The sequence below is a fragment of the Sulfitobacter sp. AS59 genome (assembly GCF_038899995.1).
Classification (GTDB): domain Bacteria; phylum Pseudomonadota; class Alphaproteobacteria; order Rhodobacterales; family Rhodobacteraceae; genus Sulfitobacter.
On sequence record NZ_JBBMQK010000003.1, the window covers coordinates 194,175 to 219,840 of the forward strand.

The following is a 25,666-nucleotide window of genomic DNA, read 5'->3' on the forward strand; positions in this document are numbered from 1 at the left end:
GTACTGGAAACGCGTACCGGAGCTCGTGCCCTGAGTGATGCAATTAGTACTGCGCGAATGTTCACATATAGCTTCGAACAAGACTGCCCGCGATCAAGCTCCAACCATCTGCGACGACAAAAAATGCAAGTTTAAAAGGTAGTGAAACCACTGACGGAGGAACCATCATCATCCCCATCGACATCAAAATCGCTGCTACGACCAGATCAATTATAAGGAAGGGAAGATATATCAAAAAACCGATTTGGAACGCGCGCGTTATTTCAGAAAGCATAAAACTGGGAACCAGCAGAGATAATGGGGTTTGCTCATCCAAACTGGCTCTCTCCGCACCATATCTTAAATCAGACAAGGCAGAAAAGTTATCCGCATCTGTTCTAGAAACCATAAAACTCTTAAACGGCTCAATAGATCGCAAGAATGCGGTTTCGACATCTAGTTGATTTTCCGTCAAAGGCTGAATTCCATTTGACCACGCCGCTAAAAACACGGGCTCCATAACAAAGTACGTAAGGAAGAGGGCCAAGCTAACAATTAGCATATTGGGCGGCGACTGCTGCAAGCCAATGCCCTGCCTTAGAATAGAAAAAACCGTCACTAAAAACGGGAAACAAGTCACCATTATCGCGATACCTGGCGCAACACTCAGCACAGTCAGCAGAAGAAAAAGCTGAATAGTTCGCGCAGAGATCGATCCATCATCGCCAAGTGAAAATGCGATGTCCTGCGCGGCAACTGGTGCCGCGTGGGCAAAGAATGCAACTGCACTAAGCAAGCAAACAATTTGAATGCGTGTCATATAACCGATTGCATATCAACGACTTCGATCAGCCGAACGGTAAGCTGGTCCGATGTTTCACCTTCTTGCTCTTCAAGAACGCCCCTCGCGATGAGCTTGTCGCCGACATACAATTCGACCGGATCGTCGACCCGACGATCCAATGTCAAGACGGCATTTTCACCAAGTGAAACAAGATCCCTCACAAAGGGCCGTGCTTTCCCGACGCATACAAAGACTTCGATCGGTACGGATGTGAAGGGATTGGACGGATCCGACGCGGCTTGGGAGGTAGAGGTCGAGTTATCCATAGGAGACCTCCGAACCGGACTGGTCGACGAAGGCCGATAATGTTTGAGAGATGCGCGCGCACATGTCATCGATGTCGATATGGCGTTCCAGCCCGCTTGACCTCAGATCGGCTTGCCTTGCACCCAAATTCTGATTCTCTTTTATGATAAACGGATGGTCCTTTTGATTGCTAGCAATGTCTTGAATCGCGGCTAAACTCTCCGGCGCAACATTGATTTCAATAGAGTCATCGGTGGATTGAGCCAGCACTTCACCAATTTGTTCTATCAAATTGGAACGTAACGCTTCTCGGGAAACACCTGGCAGCAGCTTTTCTAACATCGCTGCCGCAATCGGGCGAAGACTGACCAAAAGCTTACTTCGCGCCTCGTGATACGTGAACTGCATATCTTGGAAATTTTGCGACAATTCAGTCAGTATTTTCTCTTGCTCAGCCCCGTGTGCCGATGTGGCATCTTGCCAGCCGGATTGATAACCGTTCTCAAAGGCTTGTAGGTTTTCCTCGGCTGAGGTGGCCGACTGGGGGGAGTTCATGCCATCCGTTTCAATATCTTCTTGAAACTCATCATATAGATGCGCGAGCGTCATTGCACTTTCTCCTCTTTTTCTTCGAGCCAGGTTCGCAGAATCTCCACCGTCTCCTCCTGCTTGTCCCCAATCATATTTCGAAGTCGGTCAACTGGGTTATCTTGAGCCGGGTTTCCACTTGATTGCTGAAGCGCGCCGCCAAAATTATTGTCGACTTCACCATCAAGTCCGGGAAGCTCGAATGTGGGTAGATTCTGCGCCATCTCACCCGGGAATGGAGGGCCTCCCCCGTCTGATTGGCCATTCGCCCCCATCGGAAGTAACGCAGGTGGCCCGGCAGAGCCGGCTGCATCGGGTGCCTTGCTTAGCAAGGGTCGTACAACGAAGAGGCCCAAAATTATCGTGACAAGGCCAAGAACAGCCATTTGGATGGCGGAAACTAGGTCAAGATTTAGCCGATCCACCAAGGTTGTACTTGCCTGAGTTCCCGCTGGCGTAATCGATTGGAGAGCCATTGACTTGATCGTAATGATGTCGCCGCGATCCTCAACATAGCCCACCGCTGATGAAACAAGTTCCCTTAGGGTTTCCAGCTCAACTTCACTGCGCGGTTGCGCAACTTGTTCACCGTTTTCATTGGTCAAGGATTCTTGGTTTACCAAGACAGCAACAGTCAAACGCTTGATGGCACCGGGTGCACGCAGGATTTCTCGCTCAGTCTCCGAAACCTCATAGTTAACGCGCTCACGTGTTTCGGAATTTGAGAGTGATGAGCCACCGCCACCGCCCGCGCCATTCTCATCAGGCAGATTACTTGCCACTGTTACTGCGCCATTACCGCCACCGGAGGAACTGTTATTGCGCTCTTCTGTCTCGGTGCTGATGGCCACCCTTCCGTCGGGGTCAAACCTGCGCTCCCGCACCGATTCGCTTTCGGTAACCGTTTCCACACTCACTTCGACGATTGCGTTTCCGGGGCCTACACGCGCTTCCAAAAGGCGTTCAACCTTATCCCGCAGGACGGCCGCCTTGTCATCGCCCTGAATAGCCGGTGCAGGATCATCACCGGACCCGACCAAACTGCCATTCGCATCGATAACCGACACGTCGTCCGGCTCCAGCCCTGCAACGGCCGAAGCGACAAGATAACGGACCGCCTTGGCCTGTGCCGTTGATATTTGCCCGCCATTGGGTGTCAGGGATACAGATGCTTTTGGTGTTACACTTCTTTGAAACGGATTCGAGCCCGTGCCTGCAATATGAACTCTCGCCTGCGAGATTTGCGGACTCGCAACGATGGTCCTTGCAAGCTCGCCCTCCTTGGCGCGCCAATATGCTGCGTCGAACATTTGCGATGTCGTGCCAAACCCCGTGAGATTATCCAGCAGCTCATATCCGCTGTTTCCGTTGGCTGGCAGGCCTTCACTGGCAAGGGTCAAACGCAACTCGTCCCGCATACTGGAATCGACAAATATCGCGCCCCCTCGAACATCAAAGACGACGCCCTGCTGCTCTATGGCACGCACGACATCCCCCGCGGCACCACTATCCAGACCCGAATAAAGCAGCGTCATGTTGGGGGAAGTCACAATTTTCGACATCAGCATTATGCCGAAAAACATCGAAACTGTTGCGCCCACGATCGTGATTTGCTTCCCTAACGTGAGGTTCATCCAGATGTTCAGTAATTGCTGCACAGTATCTCCATCTCCCCAAACATTCTGCTCGGTACTTGAAGTACAAATGGACCAACTGGCTTAATAATCGGTTAGTGCAATCATGGTTATACAGCTTTCAACAAGAAAGCGGACAACTATGACCCAGACCGATTCCGAAGAAGCCGAAGCAGAGCCAAAAAAATCGAAACTCCCCCTGATCTTAAGCGTGGTTCTCGCGCTTGTAGGAGGGGGAGCCGGTTTTTACCTAAGCTGGAGCGGAACCATTTTGGCGGCGGCCCAAGACGATTCGGCTGAAGCTGAGGAAGACGCCGCTTCGCCTATTGATGATGTCGCTTATATTCCAATCGAACCGCTGGTCATCTCGCTACGCAAACCCGCGAAATCCAAGCACCTACGATTCCGCGCCCAATTGGAAGTGCCGTCTCGTTACCAAGCAGATGTAGAGAAGCTGATTCCGCGCGTCACAGATGTTCTGAATACCTACTTGCGCGCCGTAAGGGTCGAAGATTTCGACGATCCGGCCATCCTCGTTAGGTTGAGAACGCAAATGCTGTACCGGGTTGAAATGGTCCTGGGTGAAGAGCGCGTAAATAGATTGCTTGTTATGGAATTTGTTTTCACATGAGGGGGCCGCAATGGGACTAATTGCTGATATTTTGCTCGCTGCTGGCGCATTGGGGGCGGCATTCTATTGCTTCGTCCTTAGCAAACGCTTGAAGCATTTCAATAGCTTGGAACAAGGCGTAGGCGGCGCGGTTGCCGTTCTTTCATCGCGTGTCGATGACCTAACGAAAACCTTAACCTCAGCCCAAGAAACCGCGGCAAGTTCAGCGACCACCCTATTGGAATTAACAGATAAAGCCGAGGAAAGCTCGAGACGTATGGAATTGAGAATGGCATCGCTGCACGACATTCCGGCAATCGAAACTGCGGAAGCAAATGCTCCTAAGCAGCCCAAAAACGGCATCGCCAAAGAAATTCAACAAGAGCCGATGTTCATGCGTCATTCCAAAATGAAAGAAGAGCAATGAAACTTTATAATTACACCATAAAGTTTCGCGACGTGAGCTCCCTCACGCTCATCATTGCCCTTTTTATCGGATCTGCGACGCTTCGGTTAACGTTTAGTGCAGGCTCTGCATTCGCGCAGTCGGCCGATAATGATGTCCCGCCTGCACCTGAACCAACGCGCCTAGAAGCCCAGAACGAACAGGGCGCACCCACAGCGGTTCAGCGGGATCGACTTGGTACGCTTCTTAAGACCCTGCAAGAGAAACAAGCACAGCTAAGCGCACGCGAAGAAGCCCAAGAGAATAGACAACGGGCGCTCGATGACGCGGCGCAAAGAATTGATGATCGGCTTGCTCAGATAGCAGCGGCCGAACAACAACTGCGCGAAACTCTCGCGTTGTCCAACAACGCTGCCGAAGACGACCTCGCGCGTCTCACAACTGTCTACGAGAATATGAAACCCAAAGACGCCGCCGCGCTTTTCGAGGCGATGAAACCTGAATTTGCCGCCGGTTTTTTGGGTCGAATGCGCCCCGATGCGGCCGCAAATATAATGGCCGGTCTTAAACCAGATTTCGCATACACGATCAGTGTCATACTGGCCGGTCGCAACGCCAATGCAAAGAAATCGGGATGAGCAACAGTTGATCTCGGCTTCGCCCTACCTGAAAAATTAGCAGTGAGTATAACATGATCGGCATAGTTGGTATTATTACGATTTTTGTGATGGTTTTCGGCGGCTATTTGGCTGCGGGCGGAAAGATGGGAATTATCCTAAAATCCCTTCCTTTCGAATTTACCATGATCGGCGGAGCAGCAGCAGGGGCCTTCTTGATCAGTAATGACCTTCCCGCAGTCAAGCATACCCTAAAGGACGTCGGGAAAGTCTTTAAGGGGCCGAAATGGAAGCATGAGGACTATCGTGACCTACTGTGTCTGCTTTTCGAACTGGTCCGGCTGGCGCGCCAAAACCCTATTGAGATTGAGGCGCATATCGAGGCACCGGACGAATCTGCGATATTCCAGAAATATCCTAAGATTTTAACGGATGGAGAGGCGGTGGCGCTCATCTGTGACACGATGCGATCGGCTTCGATGAACTACGACGACCCTCATCAGGTTGAGGAAGTCTTGGAAAAACGGATGGACGCCAATCTGGAGCATTCACTTCATTCCAGCCACGCTCTTCAAACGGTTGCCGACGGCCTTCCCGCACTTGGTATCGTCGCTGCCGTTCTAGGGGTCATCAAAACAATGGCGTCGATCGACCAGCCGCCTGAAATTCTAGGTAAATTGATTGGGGGTGCCTTGGTCGGGACATTTCTTGGCGTGTTCTTGGCCTACGGTCTTGTCGGACCCTTCGCCGCAAAGGTCGCGGACGTCACAAAAGAGGACGGGCATTTCTACCTGCTGATCAAAGAAGTATTGGTCGCAAACCTACACAATCATGCAACAAACATCTGCATCGAGGTCGGGCGCCAAAATACACCATCCCATTGCCGCCCCTCGTTCACCGAACTGGAAGAGGCACTAAAAGAGCTAAAACAGGTCGCCGCATGAGGCAACTCTTCCTCCTTTTTCTCACCAGCGTGCTTGGCTCAAGCGTCCTTGCGCAACCTATGCTCGTCCGCTCGGGCGAACATGTCGGGTTCACGCGCATTGTCATCGACGCCGGGCCCAAAGCGAAATGGTCGGCAAAGCATTCAGGCAAGCTCGTCGAACTCAACGTCGAGGGGGCCGAAAGCTCTTTCGACCTCGCCCAAGTTTATAAGCGCATCAAACAGGACAGGGTCCAGTCCATCGCTCAGTCCGGCGGCACCCTGCTATTGGAATTGACCTGCGACTGTAGCGTCTCGGTCTTCGACTCCGCTCCTGGAATGATCGTCGCAGACATTGCATCACCTGATACTGCGCTCGACACGCCCATCATCGCGCCAGAACCCATCGCTACAGAACCACCTCAACCCAGTGAGACCAAGAAGTTCACAAAGGCGACGCCGGTAAACAATGACATCCTAGCAGGGCTCAGCCGAAGATCGGAAAGCACAGCAATGTTTCAAGCCGCAATCGCTCAGGATATCGGCAGCTTGGGAACCCAAGGCATATTGCAAAAGAGCAAACCCATTGGACCAACGATCGGCGTGGAAAAAGCACCGCCACCCACCCTCAAGTTGGGCAAAAACCTGCTGTCCGAGTTTAGAAATGTAAAAATCGGCACCTCTCTAGAAGAGAAGCTTGCCCAACAAAACAGCATCAATCCAGCCGAGTGCAGGGCCTCCAAGGCCTTGGGCAACTTAGGAGACGCAATAGTCTCGGGAGACTTTTCAAAGTATCAAGGATCTAACGCCGTAATTGATGTACAACAGCAAGACGAAACAATTCGAATCCTCAACCTTCTTCACAACGGGCTTGGTGCCGAAGCTGCTCAGCTATTGGCGTATTACGAAGGTAGCGAGACGGAAATATCGTTTCTGCAGTTTATATCCGACCTATTCGAATATGGTCGGTCCGATAGCCTGGATCAAATATCATCACACCTAAACTGTACGCCAAACCTAAAGATTTGGGCACTGGCCACATACAATAGTGATGGATCAGACCTGAAGCCAGAGGATGTAAAAGAGGGCTTACTTTCGTTCTCGGAATTTCCACGGCACCTGAGAAATATTGTTCATCCACTTCTCGAAGAAGTAATTATTCGTGCGGGATTTGAAAATAGCACAATCGGCACGTCAAATGAAATCGCGGCTTCCTTACCAGATCTTTTGCAGAACTTAAGTATGGGCGCAGAGAAGTCGGATTTCACGGATATTTTTGCGAATGACTTACAACAGAAGGAAGATTCAACACCCTCCATTCACAAAACCACCAAGTCGTTGGCATTGGCTGTCGAAAATACAATCGAAAGGGGCCAACCTGCCACGCTTCAAGATATGAAAATCATTGATATGGAGGCTTTTGATGCAGTTGGCACTGACGATGAGGGCCGTTTAACCGAGTTAAAGCTCAGCGCACTTCTTTCGAGGGGCGCATTTTATGACGCTTATGATCTGTTAGCCCGGCAAAAAAAAGCCGACTATATACTGTTTCAACGGATGGCGAACACCATGTTCGACAACCTAGCTACGAACGCATCAGATGTTGAACTTCTCGAGCTCAGCATGCCAGTCGAGAAGAGGTTTAGTGACCTGCTGAACCCGTCAGTAATCATCAAGATACAGGCTAGACAGAATAATATTATGGCATCAATCGGCGATGCTAAGGCACCAAGACTTGAAATTTTGAGCGACAATGAAACCGTCGATCAGGAGAGGAGCCTCGCATCCCCGCAATTTCAAGCTGGACCCTACGCGGAGCTTGCATCGCAAAGCGCCCCAGCCAATGGGAATGTCAGCGCACCCTCGCCAGAGGAAACCTTGAACGCAGGAGAAGAGTTCAGGGATTCTTTAGAGGACCTGATCAGAGAAAATTAACCACGCTGATGATATGCAGGTTAAGAGTTATAGCTCCTCAACCGCCTGAACTCACGCGCGTGACTAGATATCTCAAGCCTTATTACACACACGTAGTAACAAAATATTCTGACGCCCAATGCAAATCGCAGCAAGGATAACTTCATTGAACAGGTCGGCAGAGAAAACCGCTCTCTTCAATCCTACAGTGCTTCTGGCAATGGCATTAATGGCAATCATTATCATGATGATCCTACCAATGCCTTCGTGGGTGCTCGACGCTGGATTGGCATTATCTTTCGCATTGGCAATTCTCATTTTTTCCACCACCCTTTTCATTGACCGCCCATTAGATTTCTCCTCTTTCCCGACAATTCTTCTCGCATCTCTTATGTTGCGGCTATCTTTAAACGTCTCGTCTACTAAACTTATCATTGGACAAGGTCATACCGGAACGGACGCCGCTGGAGATGTCATTCAAGGCTTCTCGCAATTTGTCATGGGAGGGTCGGTATTCCTTGGCCTGGTCGTGTTTACCGTTCTTTTGATCGTCAATTTCATGGTAATCAATAAGGGCGCGACCCGAATGGCCGAGGTGGGCGCACGGTTTGCGTTGGATGGCATGCCAGGCCGGCAAATGGCAATCGACAGCGATATGTCGGCCGGTGCCATCACCCACGAGGAAGCACGTCAGCGTCGTGAGCAAGAGCAACTGGAAACGACGTTTTTTGGATCGCTTGATGGGGCGTCCAAATTCGTCAAAGGGGATGCGATTGCTGGCTTGCTCATCACATTGCTAAACCTGATCGCCGGTTTGGTTATGGGGGCAATTGTCCATGGCATGCCAATTGGAAAAGCGTTTGAAACCTATGCGATTTTGACAGTTGGCGACGGTTTGGTCACGCAAATACCAGCCGTAATCATCTCCGTTTCGTCGGCCTTGCTGCTAGCCAGAGGCGGGACAATCGGCGCGACCGACGTCGCCATGCTTAGCCAGCTTGGAAAGTTTCCGGCGGCACTCGGGACGGTCGCCGCACTTATGTTGATTTTTGCGGCAATCCCGGGTCTGCCGTTTCTGCCATTTGTGTCCGGCGCTGTCGTTTTGGCCTTGGCCGCATTCATAAGTCATAGAAATGCAAAAAGACCGGCCTCTATTGATATCCTTGATGAGGATGAACCCATCGTCGCAAAGCCACAGCAAATCGGCGATATTCTGGAATTGGATGATATTCACGTCCAGTTTGCGCCGGATCTGATCAATATGGTGCTGGACCCCGGCACCGGGCTGGATGCGCGCATTGGGAACATGCGCACCCATATCGCGTCGGTTTATGGCGTCATCTTGCCTGAAATACGGATCACGGATCAGCCAAACCTAGAAGTGGGCACATATGTCATAAGAATTCAGGGGGTTGAGCAAGCCCGCTCTCAGCTCAATGCAGACCAAGTGCTTGCCTTGGCACCGGATGACAAAAATATCCTACCGGCTGGCCAAGACACGCAAGAACCAGTGTATGGGGCCCCTGCCCGGTGGATTAATAGCCGCGATCAAGAGGAAGCCGCACTTGCCGGTATCACGCTGGTGACGCCAACCGAAATTCTGGCGACCCATTTGCTGGAAGTCGTCAAACAGAATTTTAGTAGGCTTCTGACACTCAAATCCCTGCGTAGGCTCTTAACTGAAATGGTCAGCCTGTCTAACCAGGCCCGATCGGATGCTAACAGAAAGCTGTTGGACGAGCTGATCCCCGACAAGGTCCCCATCGATGTTCTCCACAACGTCTTGCGACTATTGCTGGATGAGCAGGTCTCCGTCCGCAATCTACCATTAATACTAGAGGCGATTGCCGAAGCACGGGCGAGCAACTCCCAAATACAAGCGATTTGCGAACATGTTCGTCAAAAGCTTGGCTTCCAACTTGTTGCAGAGTTGCGGCGCCCGGATGGAACATTGCCGCTAATCCAGCTTGATCCGGAATGGGAACAGAGGTTCGACGAATATCAAATTGGGTCCGAGAGAAGTCTGGACATCGCCTTGCCCCCCGATATCTTTAACAATCTTGCCGATGGCGTTGCAGAAAGCTTGGCCGAGGCCAACCGTAACGGTATTTTCGCAGCAGTTGTGACCAATACAAAACGGCGCCGTTTCCTGAAAACCGTCATGCAGTCTAGGGGTGTCTCAAACCCTGTTATGTCTTTCGAAGAAATTGGCCCCGATGCACGCCCTGCATTGGTTGGCGTCGTCAAAGCATGATTGCTGAATTGGGGCCTTTGTACACGCTCATCAGCGATGGCTTTTGGCACGGCTTTATCATTTTTTTAAGGGTTGGTGCCGTCGTTTCGCTCATGCCTGCCTTTGGTGAGGCTATTATACCGACGCGGATAAAGATCATCATCGCTATTTCCTTCACCTTGATCGTTGCACCCGCAATTTCCTTCACATCAAATCCAAACGATCTTGGCACCTTCGTTGCTCAAGCACTGGCTGAAACGTTCAATGGACTAATGCTTGGGATCGGGTTGCGATTGTTTATCCTTGCCCTTCAAACAGCGGGGTCAATTGCAGCCCAGTCAACATCTCTGTCGCAGATTTTGGGCGGCGCGGCATCAGAACCGGTTCCTGCCATGGGCTATATCTTGGTTTTTGCCGCTTTCGCACTGGCAGTAACGACCGGCCTTCATGTCAGAGCCGCGCAATTGATGATATTTTCATATCAAATGCTCCCTATTGGAACCTTCCCCAACGCCGCTGACCTGTCGATGTGGGGGGTGCGTCAGATCAGCTTGGCCTTTTCACTCGCTTTTACGCTTTCGGCCCCGTTTGTGGTGCTTTCGTTGCTGTATAACCTCGCACTTGGCGTGATCAACAAAGCGATGCCCCAACTGATGGTCGCCTTTGTCGGGGCACCGCTCATCACAGCGGGTGGTTTGTTTATCCTGTGCATTGCAACGCCGGTCTTGCTTCAAACTTGGCTAGAGGCGCTGAACATATTCATCCTTAACCCGTTCCATCTACGGCCATGAGCGATCAAGACGACGATCAAGAGAAGTCCTTTGACGCCACGGCTGAAAAACTTGCCGAGGCCCGCAGGAAAGGGGACGTCCCCAAATCAACAGACTTGTTTACAGCGGCCGCTTATGCCGGGTTGTTCATATCTATCAGCTTTGTCGGCCAGAACACTGTGGAATACTTGGCTACAGCGTTGGTTTCCTTACAAAAGCAAGCTCCAAATCTCATACAAGTATTCTTTGAGGGGTCTGCATTCAGCATATCGGGCGGGCTGTTAGGGGTCATTTTTCTTGCGATGCTGCCCATCTTTGGGTTGCCTGCCGTTTTCGTCATCGCGGCGATATTTGCCCAAAAGGCGCTGGTATTTGCACCATCAAAGCTCGTGCCAAAGCTGTCTCGGATTTCTGTCATCTCGAATGCGAAAAACAAGTTCGGTCGAAACGGGTTGTTTGAGTTCGCCAAGAGCTTTGTAAAGCTTTGTATATATTCAGCATGCTTGGCCACATTCATTACCCTACGCATGGCCGATATTATCGCGGTCTTGCGAACCGATCACCAAACAGCCATCGCGCTTATGGTCAAACTTAGCCTAGATTTTTTGTTAATCGCGGTCTTGGTGTCGGCAGGCATCGGGGCCGTGGATGCCCTTTGGCAGTATTTTGAACATCTGAGAAAAAACAGGATGTCGCGCAAAGAAATCCAGGATGAGCAGAAAAGCTCGGAAGGTGATCCACATCTAAAGCAGGAACGCCGACAAAGAGCCATGTTGATATCACAAAGCCAAATGATGGCCGATATTCCAACAGCAGATGTTATCATCGTTAACCCCACGCATTATGCTGTTGCTTTAACCTGGAGCAGGCTGCCGGGTGAGGCCCCGGTTTGTGTTGCGAAAGGTGTAGATGAGATTGCCAAAGCCATACGTTTAGCCGCCGCCGAAGCGCATGTTCCGATCCACAGTGATCCACCGACGGCGCGGGCATTGTATGCGACGACAGATATCGGCGACATGATCACGCCCGACCATTTTCCGGCTGTCGCCGCTGCGATCCGCTTCGCCGAAGCGATGCGCAAGCAAGCACGGGGGCGGGCATGAAACTTAACAGGCAACTTCTAGACATCGAAAAAATATTTGAAGTTCAATACGAGAAAAATCAAAAAGAGTTTCGCAAATTAACTTTGCAAGAAACCCGACTACGGGCTGAGATCGCAAAGTTGGACAGCCGGCATCAGGAAAGTTGTGAGATAGGGAATGCGCGTTTCGAAATGCGGTCTATCGGTGCAGATGTAGCATGGAATGCATGGGTGGGCCGGAAAAAAGCGCAATTGAATCTGGAGCTTGCTCAAGTTCTGTCTGTTAAGGACCGACACCTCAAGCAGGTTAGAGAAGCGTTTGGTAAGCTTTCAGTAACCCGCGACCTAAGCCAAAAAATGCGCCTTAAACATACTAAGCTGCTTCGAGAGAAAGCACTCCTTCAGGCGATTGAAAGCTCGACCAGAACACATCGCAGCTGAGGCCGCAAAACCGGGCGACAAGGCCAGATTAGTAATCCTGACGGGCGATCTCTAAAATCAGAACGTCGTAAACCGCTTCTTTCCCAACATCACGTTGCGCAACCTCAAGAAGCAGACGTCGCAGGCTGTTGAGCTTATCGACTCTGGTGAACTCTCCATTGAACCCCCCCAAATTTGCATGGGTGAACAGCACCTGCAAAAAGGAATCCCGTAACTTTGGCTCCTTGCGCAAGACATCGTCTTTCTTCGCATCGGTTGTCTCAATGCTAAGCGACATCACGATCAGGGAAGCCACACGTTCATCTACAACGATTGGGACCACGAACTGATTATTAAGCTTAACATACTCAATAATCTCATCGGGATCCCTTGGCGGTTGATCCGGCGATCTGGTGGGCACGGGCTTTTCCGTTTCGCTTTCATCCAGCGGCACCTCCGCCACCTCTTTCTCGGGCTCCGGTTGCAAAAATTTGCCCGCACCAACGCCGATAGCAGCAAATATAATAAACACGATTATGGGTAGAAGCTTTTTCATAGCGGCTTTCTCTAGAATGGAAGAACGGCCTCAAGGATTTGTTGACCTAGTCGGGGCTGTTGCATGTCGCTGATCTGGCCGCGGCCACCATAAGACACACGCGCGGACGCAATTTTGTCGTAGGTAATCTCGTTTTGGCGCGAGATATCTTCGGGCCGGACAAATCCTGTTACCAAAAGCTCCCGCAGTTCAAAGTTCACCCGCAGTTCTTGCGTCCCCTCGATCGACAGGACACCATTTGGCAAAACGTCCACAACTGTCGCCGCGACCCTAAGCGTAAGTTTTTCGTTCCGTTTTACCGACCCATCGCCAGAAGAGCTGCTGTTAGAACTGAGGCTTACCAAATCAGCAGAAGTTGCCCCGTCGGGCAGTTTTTCATCCAAACGCTGCGGAATCCCGAAAAGCCCCGGCACAGAAAGAGTTTCGGACCCGGTACGAGAACGGTCACTTTGATTAGAAATTTCGGCATTTTCATTGATCTCAACAACAACGGTCATGATATCGCCACGCTGCATTGCCCGCCGATCCCCAAGCAATGAGTTCCGCCCACCGGACCAAAGCGACGATTCATCCACCAAACGCACCGGCGTAAGGCGCATAGGAAGCGAATCGTAGACCATCGCGCTGTGTTCGGGCCCTTGCAGTGCCTCGCTAAAGCTTGGCGCGCGACCCACATGATCAAACCGTGCACAGGCAGTCAGACCGGCAAAAATAATGAAAAACAGAATGATCTTTTTCATACGCAATTCTCAATTTCTTATTTGAATTGACCCGTCCGGCAAAACCTGACCAAAAATCGTCGCGCGCGAGGCAAGGTTCATCACCCGAATGTAATCACCCACGCCACCTCGCTCTAATGCACGCACCTCAGTCGCAATTCGCAAACCCTTGCCCCTGAAAAACGCGCCAACAATCTGATTTCGATTGATAATTGCGGGCGGGCCAATTTCGTCGAAACGGATGGGCCGCCCAGCATAAAGTGCAACACGCGCTTCTTGCCCGATCACATGGCTCAGGCGGTCAAACACATCCGCTTTTTGACCTCTGTGCAACGCCACATCGTTTTCACGAATAATCGCGTCAGCCCGAATGGTGCGCGTCGGCACTACGATCTCCGCCAAGACAGATGACGAAAAAACCAAAGCTACTATGAAATACAGATACTTAATCATCGGATCTGAGTCGTCGCACCCATCATTTGATCAGCTGCGGAGATAACCTTGGCATTCATTTCATAGCCACGCTGCGCTTCAATCAGCTCGGTAATTTCGCGAACCGCATCAACTGAACTGTCCTCAAGATAACCCTGCCGCAAGGTTCCCAAACCATTCAGCCCAGGGGTGGATGCAAGTGCCGGCCCCGATGCTTCTGTTTCGATAAACAAGTTACCGCCCAAAGCCTCCAAGCCCTTGGCATTGCTAAAGCCGGACATGGTAAATTGCCCCAACAACTGACCGGCGGTATCACCGTCGAAATACGCAAAAACTTCGCCGCCCGAATTGATCGAAATGCTGCGGGCATCCTCGGGTATGACGATTTCAGGTGAAACCGGGAAGCCGTCAGACGTAACGATCAATCCCTCACCGGTCCTTTTAAGACCACCGTCACGGGTGAAAGCCACCTGCCCCGAAGGGAGGGTGACCTCGAAATACCCCTTCCCTTCGATAGCGACATCCAGATCGCCGCCCGTGGCAGACAGCGCACCCTGCGCCAGCTGCATTGAAACCGCCGCCGGCCGAACCCCCAAGCCAAGTTGGACGCCCGTGGGCAGTACCGTTCCGTCCGACGCGTTGATTGACCCGGCCCGAGCAAGCTGTTGATAGTGCAAATCTGAAAATTCGGCACGACGCGCATTATAGCCGGTCGTGCTCATATTCGCGAGGTTGTTCGAAATGGTTTCAACCCGCATTTGCTGCGCGCTCATCCCGGTGGCGGCTATTTTTAAGGCTCGCATGTGGCTACTCCGATTTCTTCGTTTCAAGTCATTGAGACAGTGATTTCAACGCCGTACGCATGCGTTCGTCTTCACTTTCAAGAAAGCTCTGACCCATCTCATAGGCGCGCTGGACTTCGATCAGCCGCGCCAGTTGCCCCACCGAATTGACGTTCGACCCTTCGGTAAAGCCATGAGCAACACGTGCATCCTGCGCCTGTTCAAAACCTGCATCTGCGCGAAACATCACCCCATCCTCGCGCACCAAATCGAGCGGTGCATTCGGTTGTACAATGCCCAACTGGGCGATCGGGGCCCCGTTAACACTTAGCGTTCCATCCGCGGAAACTGATAACGGCCCCGCGTCAGAGGGGACAAATATCGGGGCTCCGCCCGCATCAAGCACGCGGAATCCGTCATGTGTAACCAGCTCGCCTTGCGCATTCGCTGAAAACGAGCCCGCGCGGGTTAACCGCTCTCCGCGTGGGGTCTCGATTAAGAAATACCCGTCACCTTCGATTCCGAAATCAAGACTGCCGCCCGTCTGTGTCAGAACGCCCTGCGCAAAACTGGTGTTATGTACGTTTCCCATACCCATGGACAAAGATTCCCCATTGGTAACGCCCTGAATATATTCGGAAAAGATAACACCTTCAGACCGGAAGCCGGTGGTGGCCAAGTTCGCGATATTATTTGCGACGACCCGCAACTCTCGGGCAAGACCGGACTGGCGCGTCAAGATAGTGTAGCTTGAGTTGTCCATTCAGCCTCCAATAATCAGCGGGACGATACGGTCGTGAAAGAACGAAACGAGCGCTTCGGTCATGAAGCTCATCGATATCCAAAAAACCGCACCAATCGCGGCAAGTTTTGGGACGAAAGTAAGGGTCATTTCCTGAATCGATGTCAGGGCTTGGACCAAGCCGATTGCCACACCTGTGATCAACGCGACGGTTAAAATTGGGACCGAAATCGTTAAGGCAACCCATAAACCCTGCCGCATTGTGTCGTAGAAAACGACTTCGTTCAGCATTACACAGGCATCCTTAAAATTTCCTGATAAGCTTCAACCACCTTGTTCCGCACAGCGACGGCGGTTTCGACGACCAGCTCGGTCTGCGCCAACGCCTGAACCAGCGCGTGGGGATCAGCGTCGCCGATCATGGCGTCCTTGGCCGCAGTCTCGCTTTTGGCGAGAACCTGAGCGAAATCAGAAGCCATACCTTGTATGAGTGAAGAGGAATTTTCATCCGCAAGGACAGCCGGTTTGGCTGCAGAGTATTTTTGTGCTGCGGAAATTGCTTTGATATCCATTCTGGATCTCCTTTGGTTTTAGGTTAACGGCGCAATAGATCCATCAGCCCTGCTGACATCTTGCGCGTCTGTTCGAACATCTTCAGATTCGCCTCGTAACTGCGCTGCGCTTCTTTGGCGTCAGTCAGCTCGATAAGAAGGTTCACATTTGAACCTTCATACTCACCCAATTCATTCGCGAGCGGGTGTGAGGGGTCATAGACGGTTTCCAATACAGTTTGGTCCAAGCGAACCGGCCCGGTTTCGACTGTGGCGGTGGTATTGCCAGACCCGAATGCCGTTTCAAACGACACCAGTTTTCTACGGTACCCGGGCGTGTCGGCGTTTGAGATGTTTTCTGACAAATGGCGCAGCCGATTTGCCTGAGCACGCAAACCGCTGGATGATACCTCAAGAGATTTGGAAAAATCGTTCATTTATAGACCCCTATTTGCTAACTGCAGTGCGCAGAACGCTAAGAGCGGACTTATAAATCGCCAAAGCACGGTCATGTTGCCGCTTTGCCTCGACCGATTTCAGCATTTCTAACTCAAGAGAAACAGCGTTTCCATTTGGGGCCGCTTCCTCCCCAGCTTCAAAGGCTTCAACCTGCCGCGAGCCGGCCACCGACCCGTGCAAGTGACCAGCCCGCGTGGCCCGCTGCGACAGTGACATTGGATCAGTGCGATAGGTCGCCCGAAAATCCGGGATATCTTTCGCGACATAGTTCGGCGTGTCTGCGTTCGCCACATTCTGTGAAATAACCGCTTGGCGCTGGCCGGCATGGACCGCCATCGCAGAGGACATACTGAACACTTCTAACTGCTCAAACATCAAAGGATTCTCCTTCGTTGGATTTCAACCAAGGCTTAACCCTGATTCCTTTAGAAACAGTTTGCACAGGGAAGAGATTTTATGACCGAAGCCAAAGATGTTCAGGCCGTTATCCAACAAATTCGAAATATCAAGGCGGCCACTCCGATAGGGCGTGTGACACGTGTCGAATCTGGCGTCGTGCATGCCTCGGGCTTGGGTGGTAGTGCCCGAATTGGCGATTGGGCAAAGATTTATCTGCAGACTGGCGATATTCTGTCGGGCGAGATCGTCCAGCTCATCGACAAAAATGTAATCATTTTGCCCGATGACACGTTGGATGGCATTGCGTTAAATGACCGGATCGCATTGGGGGAACCTGGGCAAATATTCCCTTCAAATCATTGGATTGGAAGGATAATTGACGCAAACGGCCAACCCTTGGATGGCAGACCGTTAAGCTTTGGCAGCGAGGTTCAGAACCTACGCGCGCATCCGCCAAAGGCAGCAACGCGAAAACCGCTTGGCGACCGGCTTGAAACAGGACTAGCGATCACCAACACCCTTTTACCAATTGCGCAAGGACAGCGCGTGGGGCTTTTTGCCGGGTCAGGCGTCGGTAAATCCACCTTGCTGGGCACGCTCGCAACGCAGATGAAATCCGACGTCGTGGTAATCGCGATGATAGGAGAGAGAGGAAGAGAACTGAGGCATTTTGTCGATAATGTTCTTGGTGAATACGGTTTGAAACGTGCCGTTATTGTTGCCGCAACTTCAGATCAATCACCCCTTTTGCGACGCCGATGTGCATGGACCGCGATGGCTGTCGCCGAGTATTTCCGAGACCAGGGAAAATCCGTTCTTTTCTTGGCAGATTCCATTACCCGCTTTGCCGAAGCACATCGAGAGGTCGCAGTGGCAGCTGGCGAAGCACCTGTCTTGCGGGGGCATCCGCCATCAACCGCGCACCTTATTATGCAATTATGCGAACGGGCCGGGCCCGGCCAATATGACCAAGGTGCCATTACCGCGATCATTAGCGTTCTTGTCGCTGGCTCTGACATGGAAGAACCCATCGCTGATATTCTTCGGGGGGTGTTGGACGGGCACATTGTTTTGGAAAGGGAAATAGCGGAGCGGGGGAGATTTCCCGCGATCGATTTGTTGCGATCAGTCTCGCGATGCCTACCTGCCGCGGCGACCGAAGCACAAAATAAAACCATACAGGAGGTGCGCAGGATCACATCAACTTATGAGCATAATGCGACCATGATCCAAGCAGGGTTGTACTCTCCAGGATCAGATCAGGATATTGACCTCGCAATTGCCCTTTGGCCCGCGCTTGAGGCTTTTTTGGGAAGTCATGACAGCGGAGAAATTTCGCAGTCTTTTAACCAGCTAGAGCTTCTCCTTCGTCGGACAAAGACCGCAGCCAAGCTGAGCGGCCCTGCTAAATCAGCAATCTAGCGTTGCAACAAGGTTAAGGCGATAGAGCCAGATGACAGGCTGGAATTGAAATTGCTGAGCTGTTCACGGACGATGAATGTTGTGATCAAGTCGTCGAGTTTATCCGGGTCTGAAAAAACTGAAACATCATCCGTACCAAATTGTTTTTTAGCCCTTTCTTTGAAAACGCTTAATTGCTGATCGATGTCGATTTGACCAAACGCCTCAGGTAGGTTGAGAGCATTCTCAAACACGCTCCGCAAAGGTGGGTCCCCCATAATGGTAAACCACTTCGTGTCGATAGACCCGTCGGATGTCGCCAGCTCGCTCATCTCGCGCTGCGCATAAAGGGCGATCCGCATTGTGGTGTCTTGTTCGCCGGCAGCCACCTCGAAACTATTCGCTTGATACAATTCAATCATCTTGGTTGAAAAGTCAGAGTTTACAGTTTGTAGAACCTCACCCGGTCCAAAACCGAAAGCCTTAGAAAATTCGGCGTATTTCGGGTCCGCAAACCGGTTCGCAAGAGAATCCTCATTCGACGTCCCCTCTTCCAGGATTTTTTGAATGAAATACCGGTTATCAATATCATCCTGCAGCCCGTAAGCGCCAAGCGCGACACTCAGCAGCCGCCTGTCTTTTACCAGATCCTCGGCTGTCTCAATGCTTGCGATCTTCTCTTGGAAATACTCCGCGTCCCGCTTCAACTCCACGGATTTGGAGAATGTCTCAAACTGGCGGTCGTATGTATTCTGGAGAAAACGCCAGCCTGTTAAGCCTGAAAATGGGAGGACAGGTTGGAACATTACGGTGCCCCCACAGCCATCAAACGATCCTCGCGCGGGAACAATGATTTCAAGGCCTTCATCGCGCGGTAATGCTGTGTTGCGATGATAGCTGTACTGGCTTCCGTCAATACAGCCCGACTGTCGCCATCTGTAAATACTTGGCTCAGCTCCTCGATCTGACGAAGAAGCGATAGGTATACGTCGTCCGGATCGCTATCCCCGGAAAGCACCAGTTGCAGTGCGTAGCAAACCCGCCTTACCGGCGTTTTGGCTTCTTCAGGGTGGATTGCATCACGAAGCCGCAAAATATGCGCATCTGGCGTCATAATCGCCAGTCGGCTGCGGCGATCACCGTTCTCAATGACGGCACCGTTTATGAGAACCCGCTCTTTGGGGCTAAGCTTAAGAACAAGGCCGGTCATGACGCTGATCCTTCAGTTCTAAGGCCGCGCAAAATCGCGGTATTCACCTCGAGCAATGGTACAGCAGACGCGGTTTTCCTTATCACCTTGGTCGTATGCTGGTTCGTGAATTCCGAGAGATAAAAAATGCGTGCGCGCAGATCTTCGGGAAGCAAATTTTCCGGGTCGGCGACGTTCACCGCCAACATGCGCCAAAGCTTTCTGTTTTCGTGAAGCGCATCAAGCAATGGGCCTAACTCATCCGCTTCAATAGCTTTCTTTAGCCGGTAAGTGATCTTTGCGATCACATCATATTCCATGCTTCTATTGGACTTTGTAGGTGCCGTCGTGGGCGCATACGCGCGCTGAGCCAAATTCATTGCGTTCACTGGGAAGCCTTTCCTGTATTATGAAGTTCCGCTGCGAATGTCCCGGGCGCGATCAAACGCGCCCGGGACTGTTCGCTTACCGGAAGAGCGACAGGATTGTCTGCGGTGCCTGGTTCGCAATGGAGAGCGATTGCACGCCCAGCTGCTGCTGAGTTTGCAGCGCTTGAAGCCGCGCGGACGCCGCTTCCATATCAGCGTCAACCAGAGAGCCGATACCGGATGTCACAGCATCGCTTAGTTTGCTCATGAATTCCCCTTGGTCGGAGATCCGTTGAGCAGACGCACCAAGTGCCGCGGCGCCATCAATTGCAACGATCAAGAAGCTTTCGATGTCAGCAAACGCAGTTGCAGCCGTTATCGAATCCGTGATCGGTGTGATGGTTGTGGCATCTAGGTTTGTGGTAAAGTCCGCTGTGGCAACGTCAATCGTGGTTACCGTAGGTGCACCTGAACCAACGCGGTCCAGCGATGAAACCACTGTCAGGCTGGTACTGGCGTTTCCGTCAATATCATCCTTAAGAAGGTTTACGCCGTTGAACTGGGATCCTTCTGTGATCGCAGTAATCTGGGCGATCTTTTCCTGCATATCCGCATCGATTTTTGCGAAATCAGCAGTTTCAGATTGGCCAGCGACAGAGAGCGCCTTCATTTCTTTCAGCGTTTCAACGATCTGTTCTGCACCAGCAGAGGCAACCGCAACCGTGGATTCACCCACCGCGAGGGAATCCTGAACCGCTTCAAAACCAGCAACATCAGACTCCATAACCTTGGAAATCGCCCAGATTGCAGAGTTGTCTTTCGCTGTGTTGATGTCTTTACCTGTCGAAATAGCGCTTTGTGTCGCAGACAGGTCCTTGTTGATGGAACGAAGAGTTTGAAGCGCAACCATTGCGCCGTTGTTTGTGTTAATGCTCGACATGAACATGTTCCTTTAGTCAATGACGCTTTGCGTCCGTTTGCGGCCCTCCCCCCTGGGGCTGGACCAAAATGCCATTCTGACCTGTGCACACATTCAACTACAAAATGGTGCGCCATCCGACCTCGGATGCACGACCACCATGTTCTTGTTTCGCTTAACAGCTCCCTAATATAGCCCGCCCCAATGACCAGCATTTGATTCAAAATCAGGCGCGACGCTCGACCGAGGATTTGGGCGCGACCTCTACAACACATTTGTCGCCATTTTTATCGTAGGTCTCGAGGGATGCCTGTACCCGCCGAAAGGCCGCCATCCGGCGCGTAACCTTGCGAATACCATCAAGCGCGTTATTCAAAAGCGCTTGGTTCCGTTTCACCTTTACATCCAACAGCTTAAGCGGCGCATCATCATCCACCTTTGCGCTGTTTAGGGCCTCAATTAGCGCTTCTTTCTGGTCCGCCATGTTCGTAAGCAGCTCTAGCTTTCCCTTGATCAACGCAGACCGCTCGGCCTCTAAAACATCGTCAAGTGACTCAATTAATGTATCAATTTGTTTGGTCATCGGTTCTGTCTCTCAATGCTTGAAATAGGGTTTCCGTGAGGCCGATGCCGCCGGCCTTAACAATTTGCATCGCCTGCTGTTGCAGCAGAAATGACCCAAACTGCTCTTCTCCTGCACCCCCTCCAAAACTGTCTCGGGCTTCTCCGAGCCCTGCAGATTTTAGCATTTCAGCCAAAAACGTGGCTTCAAGTTCTTGCGCAGTTTCATAAAGACGCTTCTGCTGGCCACCCACGTGACCCGAGCCGCCCCGTATCGCCGGGATATCCATGTCATTATTCCTTAAATTGCACGTACTTTGCTGATCATGCTCAGAAAGCGGTAAACAACCGGTAACTATCTCTCGTCATAGTCATCACGAACCGAAATGCCCTTTTGGAGTAGATAGATGCAGTTGTCAGATACGCTCGGTCCAGTGATCGGAAATGGCGCAAAAGCAAATCACCGATCGACCGAATTGGGCAGCGACTCTCAGAATCAGTCGCGGGCGACAGGCGCAAACAACACGACATTTTCGGCGATATTCTCGGGGCTATCTCAAGCTGGCGAACCGCGCGAAAGTGACGATATCTCGGGCAGGCATCCAAGCGCAGCCGACAACGAAGCCGATGAAACGCATCCTCAAACGGTTGCTGAATCCGATGTCGATGCAGACCCTGAACAGCTGGAAAAGCCGGTTCAGGGTGCGCTTGAAAACGAAGAAATCATGATGGTTGACGAGGCCCCTATCGAAGTGGCTAATCAGCGCTGGAAGAAAGAGCCGGTCGCGGGAAAGGGCATTGCCGGGGAACGTTCGTTTCAAAGCCTTGCAGAGGTATCACTTTGGCCTAACGCGAGCCAAACTCAGAGGAATGTTGCGGCCACAGCCAGCTCCCGCGACCACTTGAGCGGAACAACTGCTGCGCAAGTGCGCCCCGTGGTTTCCGCAACATCCGCAACCGAAACCAGGCCGCAACCCGCGCCGGAAATGACTGCCGTGCGGGCGGGTATGCCCATTGCGGCTTTGCGCCCGCAGGGGTCGCAGGAGCAGTCACAGGCTGACGGTCCTCAAACGCCTGCGGCACTCACATCAAAACGCCCTGAAAGCGTCCAAGCAATCAAGCCAGCGGGCAGTCACGACGTGCTTCATCCCTCAGCTGCAGTGCAAAATCATAGCCCTGAAGCACCGAACAGGCCCTTGGGGGTACAACCCGCAGTGCCCACTGGTGCCGATTCCTTGAATCTCGCCAACGCCGGCTCCGCCAAAGAAGTGGAGCATTTCAGTATCGAGGCCTTAAGGCAGGATTCAAAAGCCTCTGGCGCAGCCGAAGGGCAAAAACTGGGGGCTTCATTGGACCCGTCTGGTGCAAAGAAACCGTCACCCACGGATTCTGCCCCCCCTCCTAGGGCCACGCTCACTCCGCCGAGAGAGCTGCCAAGCACATCAAATGCAACGCAGAATCGCAGCCATACGACAGTTCAGCCTGAGTTTTCTCAATCTTCGCAGACCGGGCTTACCGCAACACCGGCCGGTGCGGGCCATAGTTCACCGGCGGCCCCGCAGGGTACGTTAGTGCCCAACCAGTCAGCAGAGATGCCGAAAACAAAAACCGAACGCGCAGCACGAGATAACACACAAGCTACGAATGGCGCGGGTGCTGAAAACATCACTACGGATAAACCTCGAAGTACATTGACTGCTCTAACGCGCGTGGCGAATACGCAAAACTTAACGGTGCAGCCGCCTCAACCAAGTGGTGCAGCAGATGATTTTCGCCTTTCCCTTAGCCTATCCGGTGAAGAATCAGAAGGTGAATTGATACAAACCCAACTGACCGAGCAATCCCGCAGCGTCTCTCAGACACCGACGCAATTTGCGGCAAAGGCGGGCATCCCGCAACATATCCCCCGGCAATTGGCAGAGATCATCCACACAAGTGGCGGAAAATCTGTGGACGTCGCTCTCAGCCCAGAAGAGCTTGGCCGCGTCCGGCTGTCGATCAGCCAAGCCGAAGGTGGGCTGGTTGTGAGCGTTCAGGCTGAACGCCCTGAAACCCTCGATATGTTGCGGCGGAACATTGATCAGCTTGACCAAGAATTAAGGCTGCTCGGGTATACGGACCCAGGTTTTTCTTTCAGCCATGAGGGTAACGATACGGGCGAGCAGCCCGACACCCTAAGCCGCGAAAACTCGATTGCAGAGGAGCAACCTGCCGGACCCGTCGCGGGCGCGGTTTCTGAAAGCCAGCCAACGTCGCTCGGCAACGCCGGTCTTGATATCCGTTTATAGGAAGAAATTTACATGACAGTCACCGAACCGAATTTTTCCGCTGCGACAACACAGCCCCCCGCAACTGCCGTAAAACCCAAAAGCGTCATTTCATCCGATTTTGAAACATTTCTACAAATGCTGACCACGCAGGCGCGCTATCAAGATCCGCTGGAACCTATTGATAGCTCCGAATACTCTGCGCAGTTGGCGCAGTTTTCGATGGTTGAACAGCAGGTGCTCTCAAATGATCTGCTTACCGCCTTGTCAGCGCAGCTTAGCGGCGGCGGCATCAGCCAAATCGCAAGTTGGATCGGGATGGAGGCACGCACATCTGCCCCCGCCGAATTCAACGGCACCCCCATCACTGTGCTGCCGACCCCGGCTGCGGGGGCAGATCGTGCTGAACTGGTCACCTACAACGCGCAAGGCGCAGAAGTGCAGCGAGGCCTTATTCCCGTATCTGACGAGCCTGTACAATGGGCCGGCCTTTCGTCAACCGGCGCGGCCTTTCCGAGCGGGAATTACAGTTTCAAGGTAGAAAGCTTTAAGGCCGGGGAATTGATCAATGAGACAGAAGCCGCAACATATTCACGCATCACAGAAGCGAGGATCGAAGAAGGTTCCACACATCTGATTCTTGCGGGCGGGAGCAAGATTTCAACGACCGATGTCACCGCATTGCGAGAGGCCGATTAAATACCAAAACCTTGGCGACCGATGGAAACATAGGCATTAAACCCAGCATTTTCGGCATCTTTGGGGGTATAGATATTGCGCAAATCTGCCATGACGGGCGTCGACATGCGGTCTGCCATCCGCTTCAAATCCAGCGCCCTGAATTCATTCCACTCGGTCAAGATCACCAATGCATCTGCGTCTTGAGCAGCAAGATACGCATCGTCGAGCCAGGAAACGCCCGGCAATAGGGCCTCGCCCTCGTGCTTGCCTTGAGGGTCCACCACACGCACCTTTGCACCGTTTCCGACAAGCGCGGGCACGATTGTAAGGCTGGGCGCATCGCGCATATCGTCCGTGTTGGGTTTGAACGTAACGCCAAGAACAGCAATTGTTTTGCCATTTACCGATCCACCACAGATATCGACCACCTTATCGACCATCCTGCGTTTCACCTCGTCGTTCACCTTGATAACCGTTTCGGTCAACTGCATCGGGACAGAGTGATCTTGGCCCATACGTGCAAGTGCCTGCGTATCTTTGGGAAAACAGCTTCCGCCATAACCGGGGCCCGCATGCAAAAACTTTGAGCCGATCCGATTATCAAGGCCCATCCCCTTGGAAACCATTTTAACATCTGCGCCGGTACGCTCGCAAAGCGACGCGATCTCGTTGATGAATGTGATCTTCATCGCAAGAAATGCGTTGGCCGCGTATTTGATCATTTCGGCGCTTTCCAAATCGGTAAACATGATTGGAAATTCACGGAGTGATAGTGGGCGGTAAATCGCGCCCATCACTTCAGCGGCACGCGCATCTTCAACGCCAACAACAACACGGTCCGGGCGCATGAAATCATCGATCGCGGCCCCTTCGCGCAGAAACTCGGGGTTTGACGCAATATCAAATTCGGCTTTGGGGTTCGCTTTGGAAATGACCTCTTGTACCTGCCGGTTCGTACCGACGGGAACGGTCGATTTCGTCACGATCACCGCATAGCCGGTCAAGGCATCCGCAATCTCGGTCGCGGCGGCCATGACATAGGTCAGATCAGCATGCCCGTCGCCCCGACGGGTCGGCGTTCCAACCGCGATAAACACAGCATCAGCACCATCGACTGCCGCTTGCAAATCTATGGAAAAGGACAGCCGGCCAGCGTTAACATTTTTCGCCATCAGATCATCAAGACCGGGCTCGAAAATCGGAACAATCCCTTTCTCAAGCAGAGCAATTTTATTTGGGTCTTTGTCGACGCAAACAACGTCATGACCAAAATCAGAAAAACAAACACCGGAAACCAAACCGACGTAACCTGTGCCAATCATCGCAATCTTCATAGGTCGACCCCCTCAAATTCTATTGATATCAATTAGTACGAC

32 protein-coding genes are annotated in these 25,666 nt (G+C 52.1%); 12 read left to right on the forward strand and 20 right to left on the reverse strand.

The window, feature by feature from the left end:
- Nucleotides 1-61: 61 nt before the first annotated feature.
- Genes fliP through fliF form a run of 4 tightly spaced genes read right to left on the reverse strand, consistent with a single transcriptional unit; the run spans nt 62 to nt 3,315 of the window.
- Entirely contained in the window at nt 62-799 is a 738-nt protein-coding gene (fliP, locus tag WNY39_RS08390; protein ID WP_342845114.1) for a flagellar type III secretion system pore protein FliP, read from the reverse strand.
- Complete coding sequence (locus tag WNY39_RS08395) at nt 796-1,089, reverse strand: FliM/FliN family flagellar motor switch protein (protein WP_342845115.1); 294 nt, start codon at nt 1,087-1,089, stop codon at nt 796-798. Before WNY39_RS08395 ends, fliP begins: the two co-directional genes overlap by 4 nt.
- Nucleotides 1,082-1,678 carry a hypothetical protein gene (locus tag WNY39_RS08400; RefSeq protein WP_342845116.1) on the reverse strand — a complete coding sequence of 199 codons (597 nt, stop codon included), beginning with the start codon at nt 1,676-1,678 and terminating at the stop codon, nt 1,082-1,084. Before WNY39_RS08400 ends, WNY39_RS08395 begins: the two co-directional genes overlap by 8 nt.
- Nucleotides 1,675-3,315, reverse strand: a complete 1,641-nt coding sequence (fliF, locus tag WNY39_RS08405; RefSeq protein ID WP_342845117.1) for a flagellar basal-body MS-ring/collar protein FliF — start codon at nt 3,313-3,315, stop codon at nt 1,675-1,677. The genes WNY39_RS08400 and fliF overlap by 4 nt, the downstream gene beginning before the upstream one ends.
- Before the next feature lie 118 nt (nt 3,316-3,433).
- Here fliF and WNY39_RS08410 point away from each other — a divergent pair, with 118 nt between their 5' ends.
- From WNY39_RS08410 to WNY39_RS08450, 9 genes are all read left to right on the forward strand, one after another.
- A complete protein-coding gene (locus WNY39_RS08410; protein ID WP_342845118.1) occupies nt 3,434-3,922 on the forward strand; it encodes a flagellar basal body-associated FliL family protein in 489 nt (162 codons plus the stop codon).
- A gap of 10 nt (nt 3,923-3,932) precedes the next feature.
- Entirely contained in the window at nt 3,933-4,328 is a 396-nt protein-coding gene (locus WNY39_RS08415) for a hypothetical protein (RefSeq protein ID WP_342845119.1), read from the forward strand.
- Nucleotides 4,325-4,945 (forward strand): hypothetical protein, encoded by a 621-nt coding sequence (locus tag WNY39_RS08420; protein WP_342845120.1) that lies wholly within the window; start codon nt 4,325-4,327, stop codon nt 4,943-4,945. Before WNY39_RS08415 ends, WNY39_RS08420 begins: the two co-directional genes overlap by 4 nt.
- Before the next feature lie 53 nt (nt 4,946-4,998).
- Nucleotides 4,999-5,868, forward strand: a complete 870-nt coding sequence (gene motA / locus WNY39_RS08425) for a flagellar motor stator protein MotA (RefSeq protein WP_342845121.1) — start codon at nt 4,999-5,001, stop codon at nt 5,866-5,868.
- On the forward strand, nt 5,865-7,781 hold the full coding sequence (locus WNY39_RS08430) for a hypothetical protein (RefSeq protein WP_342845122.1): 1,917 nt from the start codon (nt 5,865-5,867) through the stop codon (nt 7,779-7,781). The genes motA and WNY39_RS08430 overlap by 4 nt, the downstream gene beginning before the upstream one ends.
- A gap of 145 nt (nt 7,782-7,926) precedes the next feature.
- Nucleotides 7,927-10,014, forward strand: coding sequence for a flagellar biosynthesis protein FlhA (gene flhA / locus WNY39_RS08435; RefSeq protein WP_342845123.1), 2,088 nt, complete (start codon nt 7,927-7,929; stop codon nt 10,012-10,014).
- Entirely contained in the window at nt 10,011-10,784 is a 774-nt protein-coding gene (locus WNY39_RS08440) for a flagellar biosynthetic protein FliR (protein ID WP_342845124.1), read from the forward strand. The genes flhA and WNY39_RS08440 overlap by 4 nt, the downstream gene beginning before the upstream one ends.
- A complete protein-coding gene (locus tag WNY39_RS08445) occupies nt 10,781-11,866 on the forward strand; it encodes a flagellar type III secretion system protein FlhB (protein WP_342845125.1) in 1,086 nt (361 codons plus the stop codon). The genes WNY39_RS08440 and WNY39_RS08445 overlap by 4 nt, the downstream gene beginning before the upstream one ends.
- Nucleotides 11,863-12,285 carry a hypothetical protein gene (locus tag WNY39_RS08450; RefSeq protein ID WP_342845126.1) on the forward strand — a complete coding sequence of 141 codons (423 nt, stop codon included), beginning with the start codon at nt 11,863-11,865 and terminating at the stop codon, nt 12,283-12,285. Before WNY39_RS08445 ends, WNY39_RS08450 begins: the two co-directional genes overlap by 4 nt.
- A 28-nt stretch (nt 12,286-12,313) precedes the next feature.
- Here WNY39_RS08450 and WNY39_RS08455 read toward each other — a convergent pair whose 3' ends face one another.
- From WNY39_RS08455 to WNY39_RS08495, 9 genes are read right to left on the reverse strand one after another with little or no spacing between them, the layout of a single operon-like run.
- Nucleotides 12,314-12,820, reverse strand: a complete 507-nt coding sequence (locus WNY39_RS08455) for a flagellar basal body-associated FliL family protein (RefSeq protein ID WP_342845127.1) — start codon at nt 12,818-12,820, stop codon at nt 12,314-12,316.
- 11 nt (nt 12,821-12,831) lie between these two features.
- Nucleotides 12,832-13,560, reverse strand: a complete 729-nt coding sequence (gene flgH, locus WNY39_RS08460; RefSeq protein ID WP_342845128.1) for a flagellar basal body L-ring protein FlgH — start codon at nt 13,558-13,560, stop codon at nt 12,832-12,834.
- Between the two features lie 9 nt (nt 13,561-13,569).
- The gene (gene flgA / locus WNY39_RS08465; RefSeq protein ID WP_342845129.1) at nt 13,570-13,992 is read right to left on the reverse strand and encodes a flagellar basal body P-ring formation chaperone FlgA; all 423 of its coding nucleotides are present in this window, start codon (nt 13,990-13,992) and stop codon (nt 13,570-13,572) included.
- Nucleotides 13,989-14,774: a flagellar basal-body rod protein FlgG gene (flgG, locus tag WNY39_RS08470; RefSeq protein WP_342845130.1), complete on the reverse strand. Its 786-nt coding sequence runs from the start codon at nt 14,772-14,774 to the stop codon at nt 13,989-13,991. The genes flgA and flgG overlap by 4 nt, the downstream gene beginning before the upstream one ends.
- Nucleotides 14,775-14,802: 28 nt before the next feature.
- A complete protein-coding gene (locus WNY39_RS08475; RefSeq protein WP_342845131.1) occupies nt 14,803-15,516 on the reverse strand; it encodes a flagellar hook-basal body complex protein in 714 nt (237 codons plus the stop codon).
- Nucleotides 15,517-15,786 (reverse strand): flagellar biosynthetic protein FliQ, encoded by a 270-nt coding sequence (locus WNY39_RS08480; protein WP_342845132.1) that lies wholly within the window; start codon nt 15,784-15,786, stop codon nt 15,517-15,519. It lies immediately after the preceding gene.
- Nucleotides 15,786-16,067, reverse strand: coding sequence for a flagellar hook-basal body complex protein FliE (gene fliE, locus WNY39_RS08485; RefSeq protein ID WP_342845133.1), 282 nt, complete (start codon nt 16,065-16,067; stop codon nt 15,786-15,788). The genes WNY39_RS08480 and fliE overlap by 1 nt, the downstream gene beginning before the upstream one ends.
- Before the next feature lie 23 nt (nt 16,068-16,090).
- Nucleotides 16,091-16,483 carry a flagellar basal body rod protein FlgC gene (gene flgC / locus WNY39_RS08490; RefSeq protein ID WP_342845134.1) on the reverse strand — a complete coding sequence of 131 codons (393 nt, stop codon included), beginning with the start codon at nt 16,481-16,483 and terminating at the stop codon, nt 16,091-16,093.
- A gap of 10 nt (nt 16,484-16,493) precedes the next feature.
- A complete protein-coding gene (locus WNY39_RS08495) occupies nt 16,494-16,880 on the reverse strand; it encodes a FlgB family protein (RefSeq protein WP_342845135.1) in 387 nt (128 codons plus the stop codon).
- A gap of 81 nt (nt 16,881-16,961) precedes the next feature.
- On the opposite strand from WNY39_RS08495, the gene WNY39_RS08500 reads away from it, so the two are divergent.
- Complete coding sequence (locus WNY39_RS08500) at nt 16,962-18,326, forward strand: FliI/YscN family ATPase (protein ID WP_342845136.1); 1,365 nt, start codon at nt 16,962-16,964, stop codon at nt 18,324-18,326.
- Here WNY39_RS08500 and WNY39_RS08505 read toward each other — a convergent pair.
- The 6 genes from WNY39_RS08505 to WNY39_RS08530 form a co-directional block, all read right to left on the reverse strand.
- Nucleotides 18,323-19,111 carry a DUF1217 domain-containing protein gene (locus tag WNY39_RS08505; RefSeq protein ID WP_342845137.1) on the reverse strand — a complete coding sequence of 263 codons (789 nt, stop codon included), beginning with the start codon at nt 19,109-19,111 and terminating at the stop codon, nt 18,323-18,325. The two genes, WNY39_RS08500 and WNY39_RS08505, sit on opposite strands and share 4 nt — an antisense overlap.
- Nucleotides 19,111-19,515, reverse strand: a complete 405-nt coding sequence (flbT, locus tag WNY39_RS08510) for a flagellar biosynthesis repressor FlbT (RefSeq protein ID WP_342845138.1) — start codon at nt 19,513-19,515, stop codon at nt 19,111-19,113. Before flbT ends, WNY39_RS08505 begins: the two co-directional genes overlap by 1 nt.
- Nucleotides 19,512-19,883 carry a flagellar biosynthesis regulator FlaF gene (flaF, locus tag WNY39_RS08515; protein ID WP_342845139.1) on the reverse strand — a complete coding sequence of 124 codons (372 nt, stop codon included), beginning with the start codon at nt 19,881-19,883 and terminating at the stop codon, nt 19,512-19,514. Before flaF ends, flbT begins: the two co-directional genes overlap by 4 nt.
- Nucleotides 19,884-19,959: 76 nt before the next feature.
- Entirely contained in the window at nt 19,960-20,802 is an 843-nt protein-coding gene (locus WNY39_RS08520) for a flagellin (RefSeq protein ID WP_342845140.1), read from the reverse strand.
- Nucleotides 20,803-21,007: 205 nt separating this feature from the next.
- The gene (locus WNY39_RS08525; RefSeq protein WP_341232684.1) at nt 21,008-21,364 is read right to left on the reverse strand and encodes a flagellar biosynthesis protein FlgN; all 357 of its coding nucleotides are present in this window, start codon (nt 21,362-21,364) and stop codon (nt 21,008-21,010) included.
- Entirely contained in the window at nt 21,348-21,632 is a 285-nt protein-coding gene (locus tag WNY39_RS08530) for a rod-binding protein (protein WP_342845142.1), read from the reverse strand. The genes WNY39_RS08525 and WNY39_RS08530 overlap by 17 nt, the downstream gene beginning before the upstream one ends.
- 117 nt (nt 21,633-21,749) lie before the next feature.
- On the opposite strand from WNY39_RS08530, the gene WNY39_RS08535 reads away from it, so the two are divergent.
- Together WNY39_RS08535 and WNY39_RS08540 are read left to right on the forward strand one after the other, a co-directional pair.
- Entirely contained in the window at nt 21,750-23,630 is a 1,881-nt protein-coding gene (locus WNY39_RS08535; protein WP_342845143.1) for a flagellar hook-length control protein FliK, read from the forward strand.
- Nucleotides 23,631-23,642: 12 nt separating this feature from the next.
- Nucleotides 23,643-24,308, forward strand: coding sequence for a flagellar hook capping FlgD N-terminal domain-containing protein (locus WNY39_RS08540; protein ID WP_342845144.1), 666 nt, complete (start codon nt 23,643-23,645; stop codon nt 24,306-24,308).
- Here the strand turns inward: WNY39_RS08540 and WNY39_RS08545 are convergent.
- Nucleotides 24,305-25,624: a UDP-glucose/GDP-mannose dehydrogenase family protein gene (locus tag WNY39_RS08545; RefSeq protein ID WP_342845145.1), complete on the reverse strand. Its 1,320-nt coding sequence runs from the start codon at nt 25,622-25,624 to the stop codon at nt 24,305-24,307. The genes WNY39_RS08540 and WNY39_RS08545 overlap by 4 nt on opposite strands.
- Nucleotides 25,625-25,666: the final 42 nt, after the last annotated feature.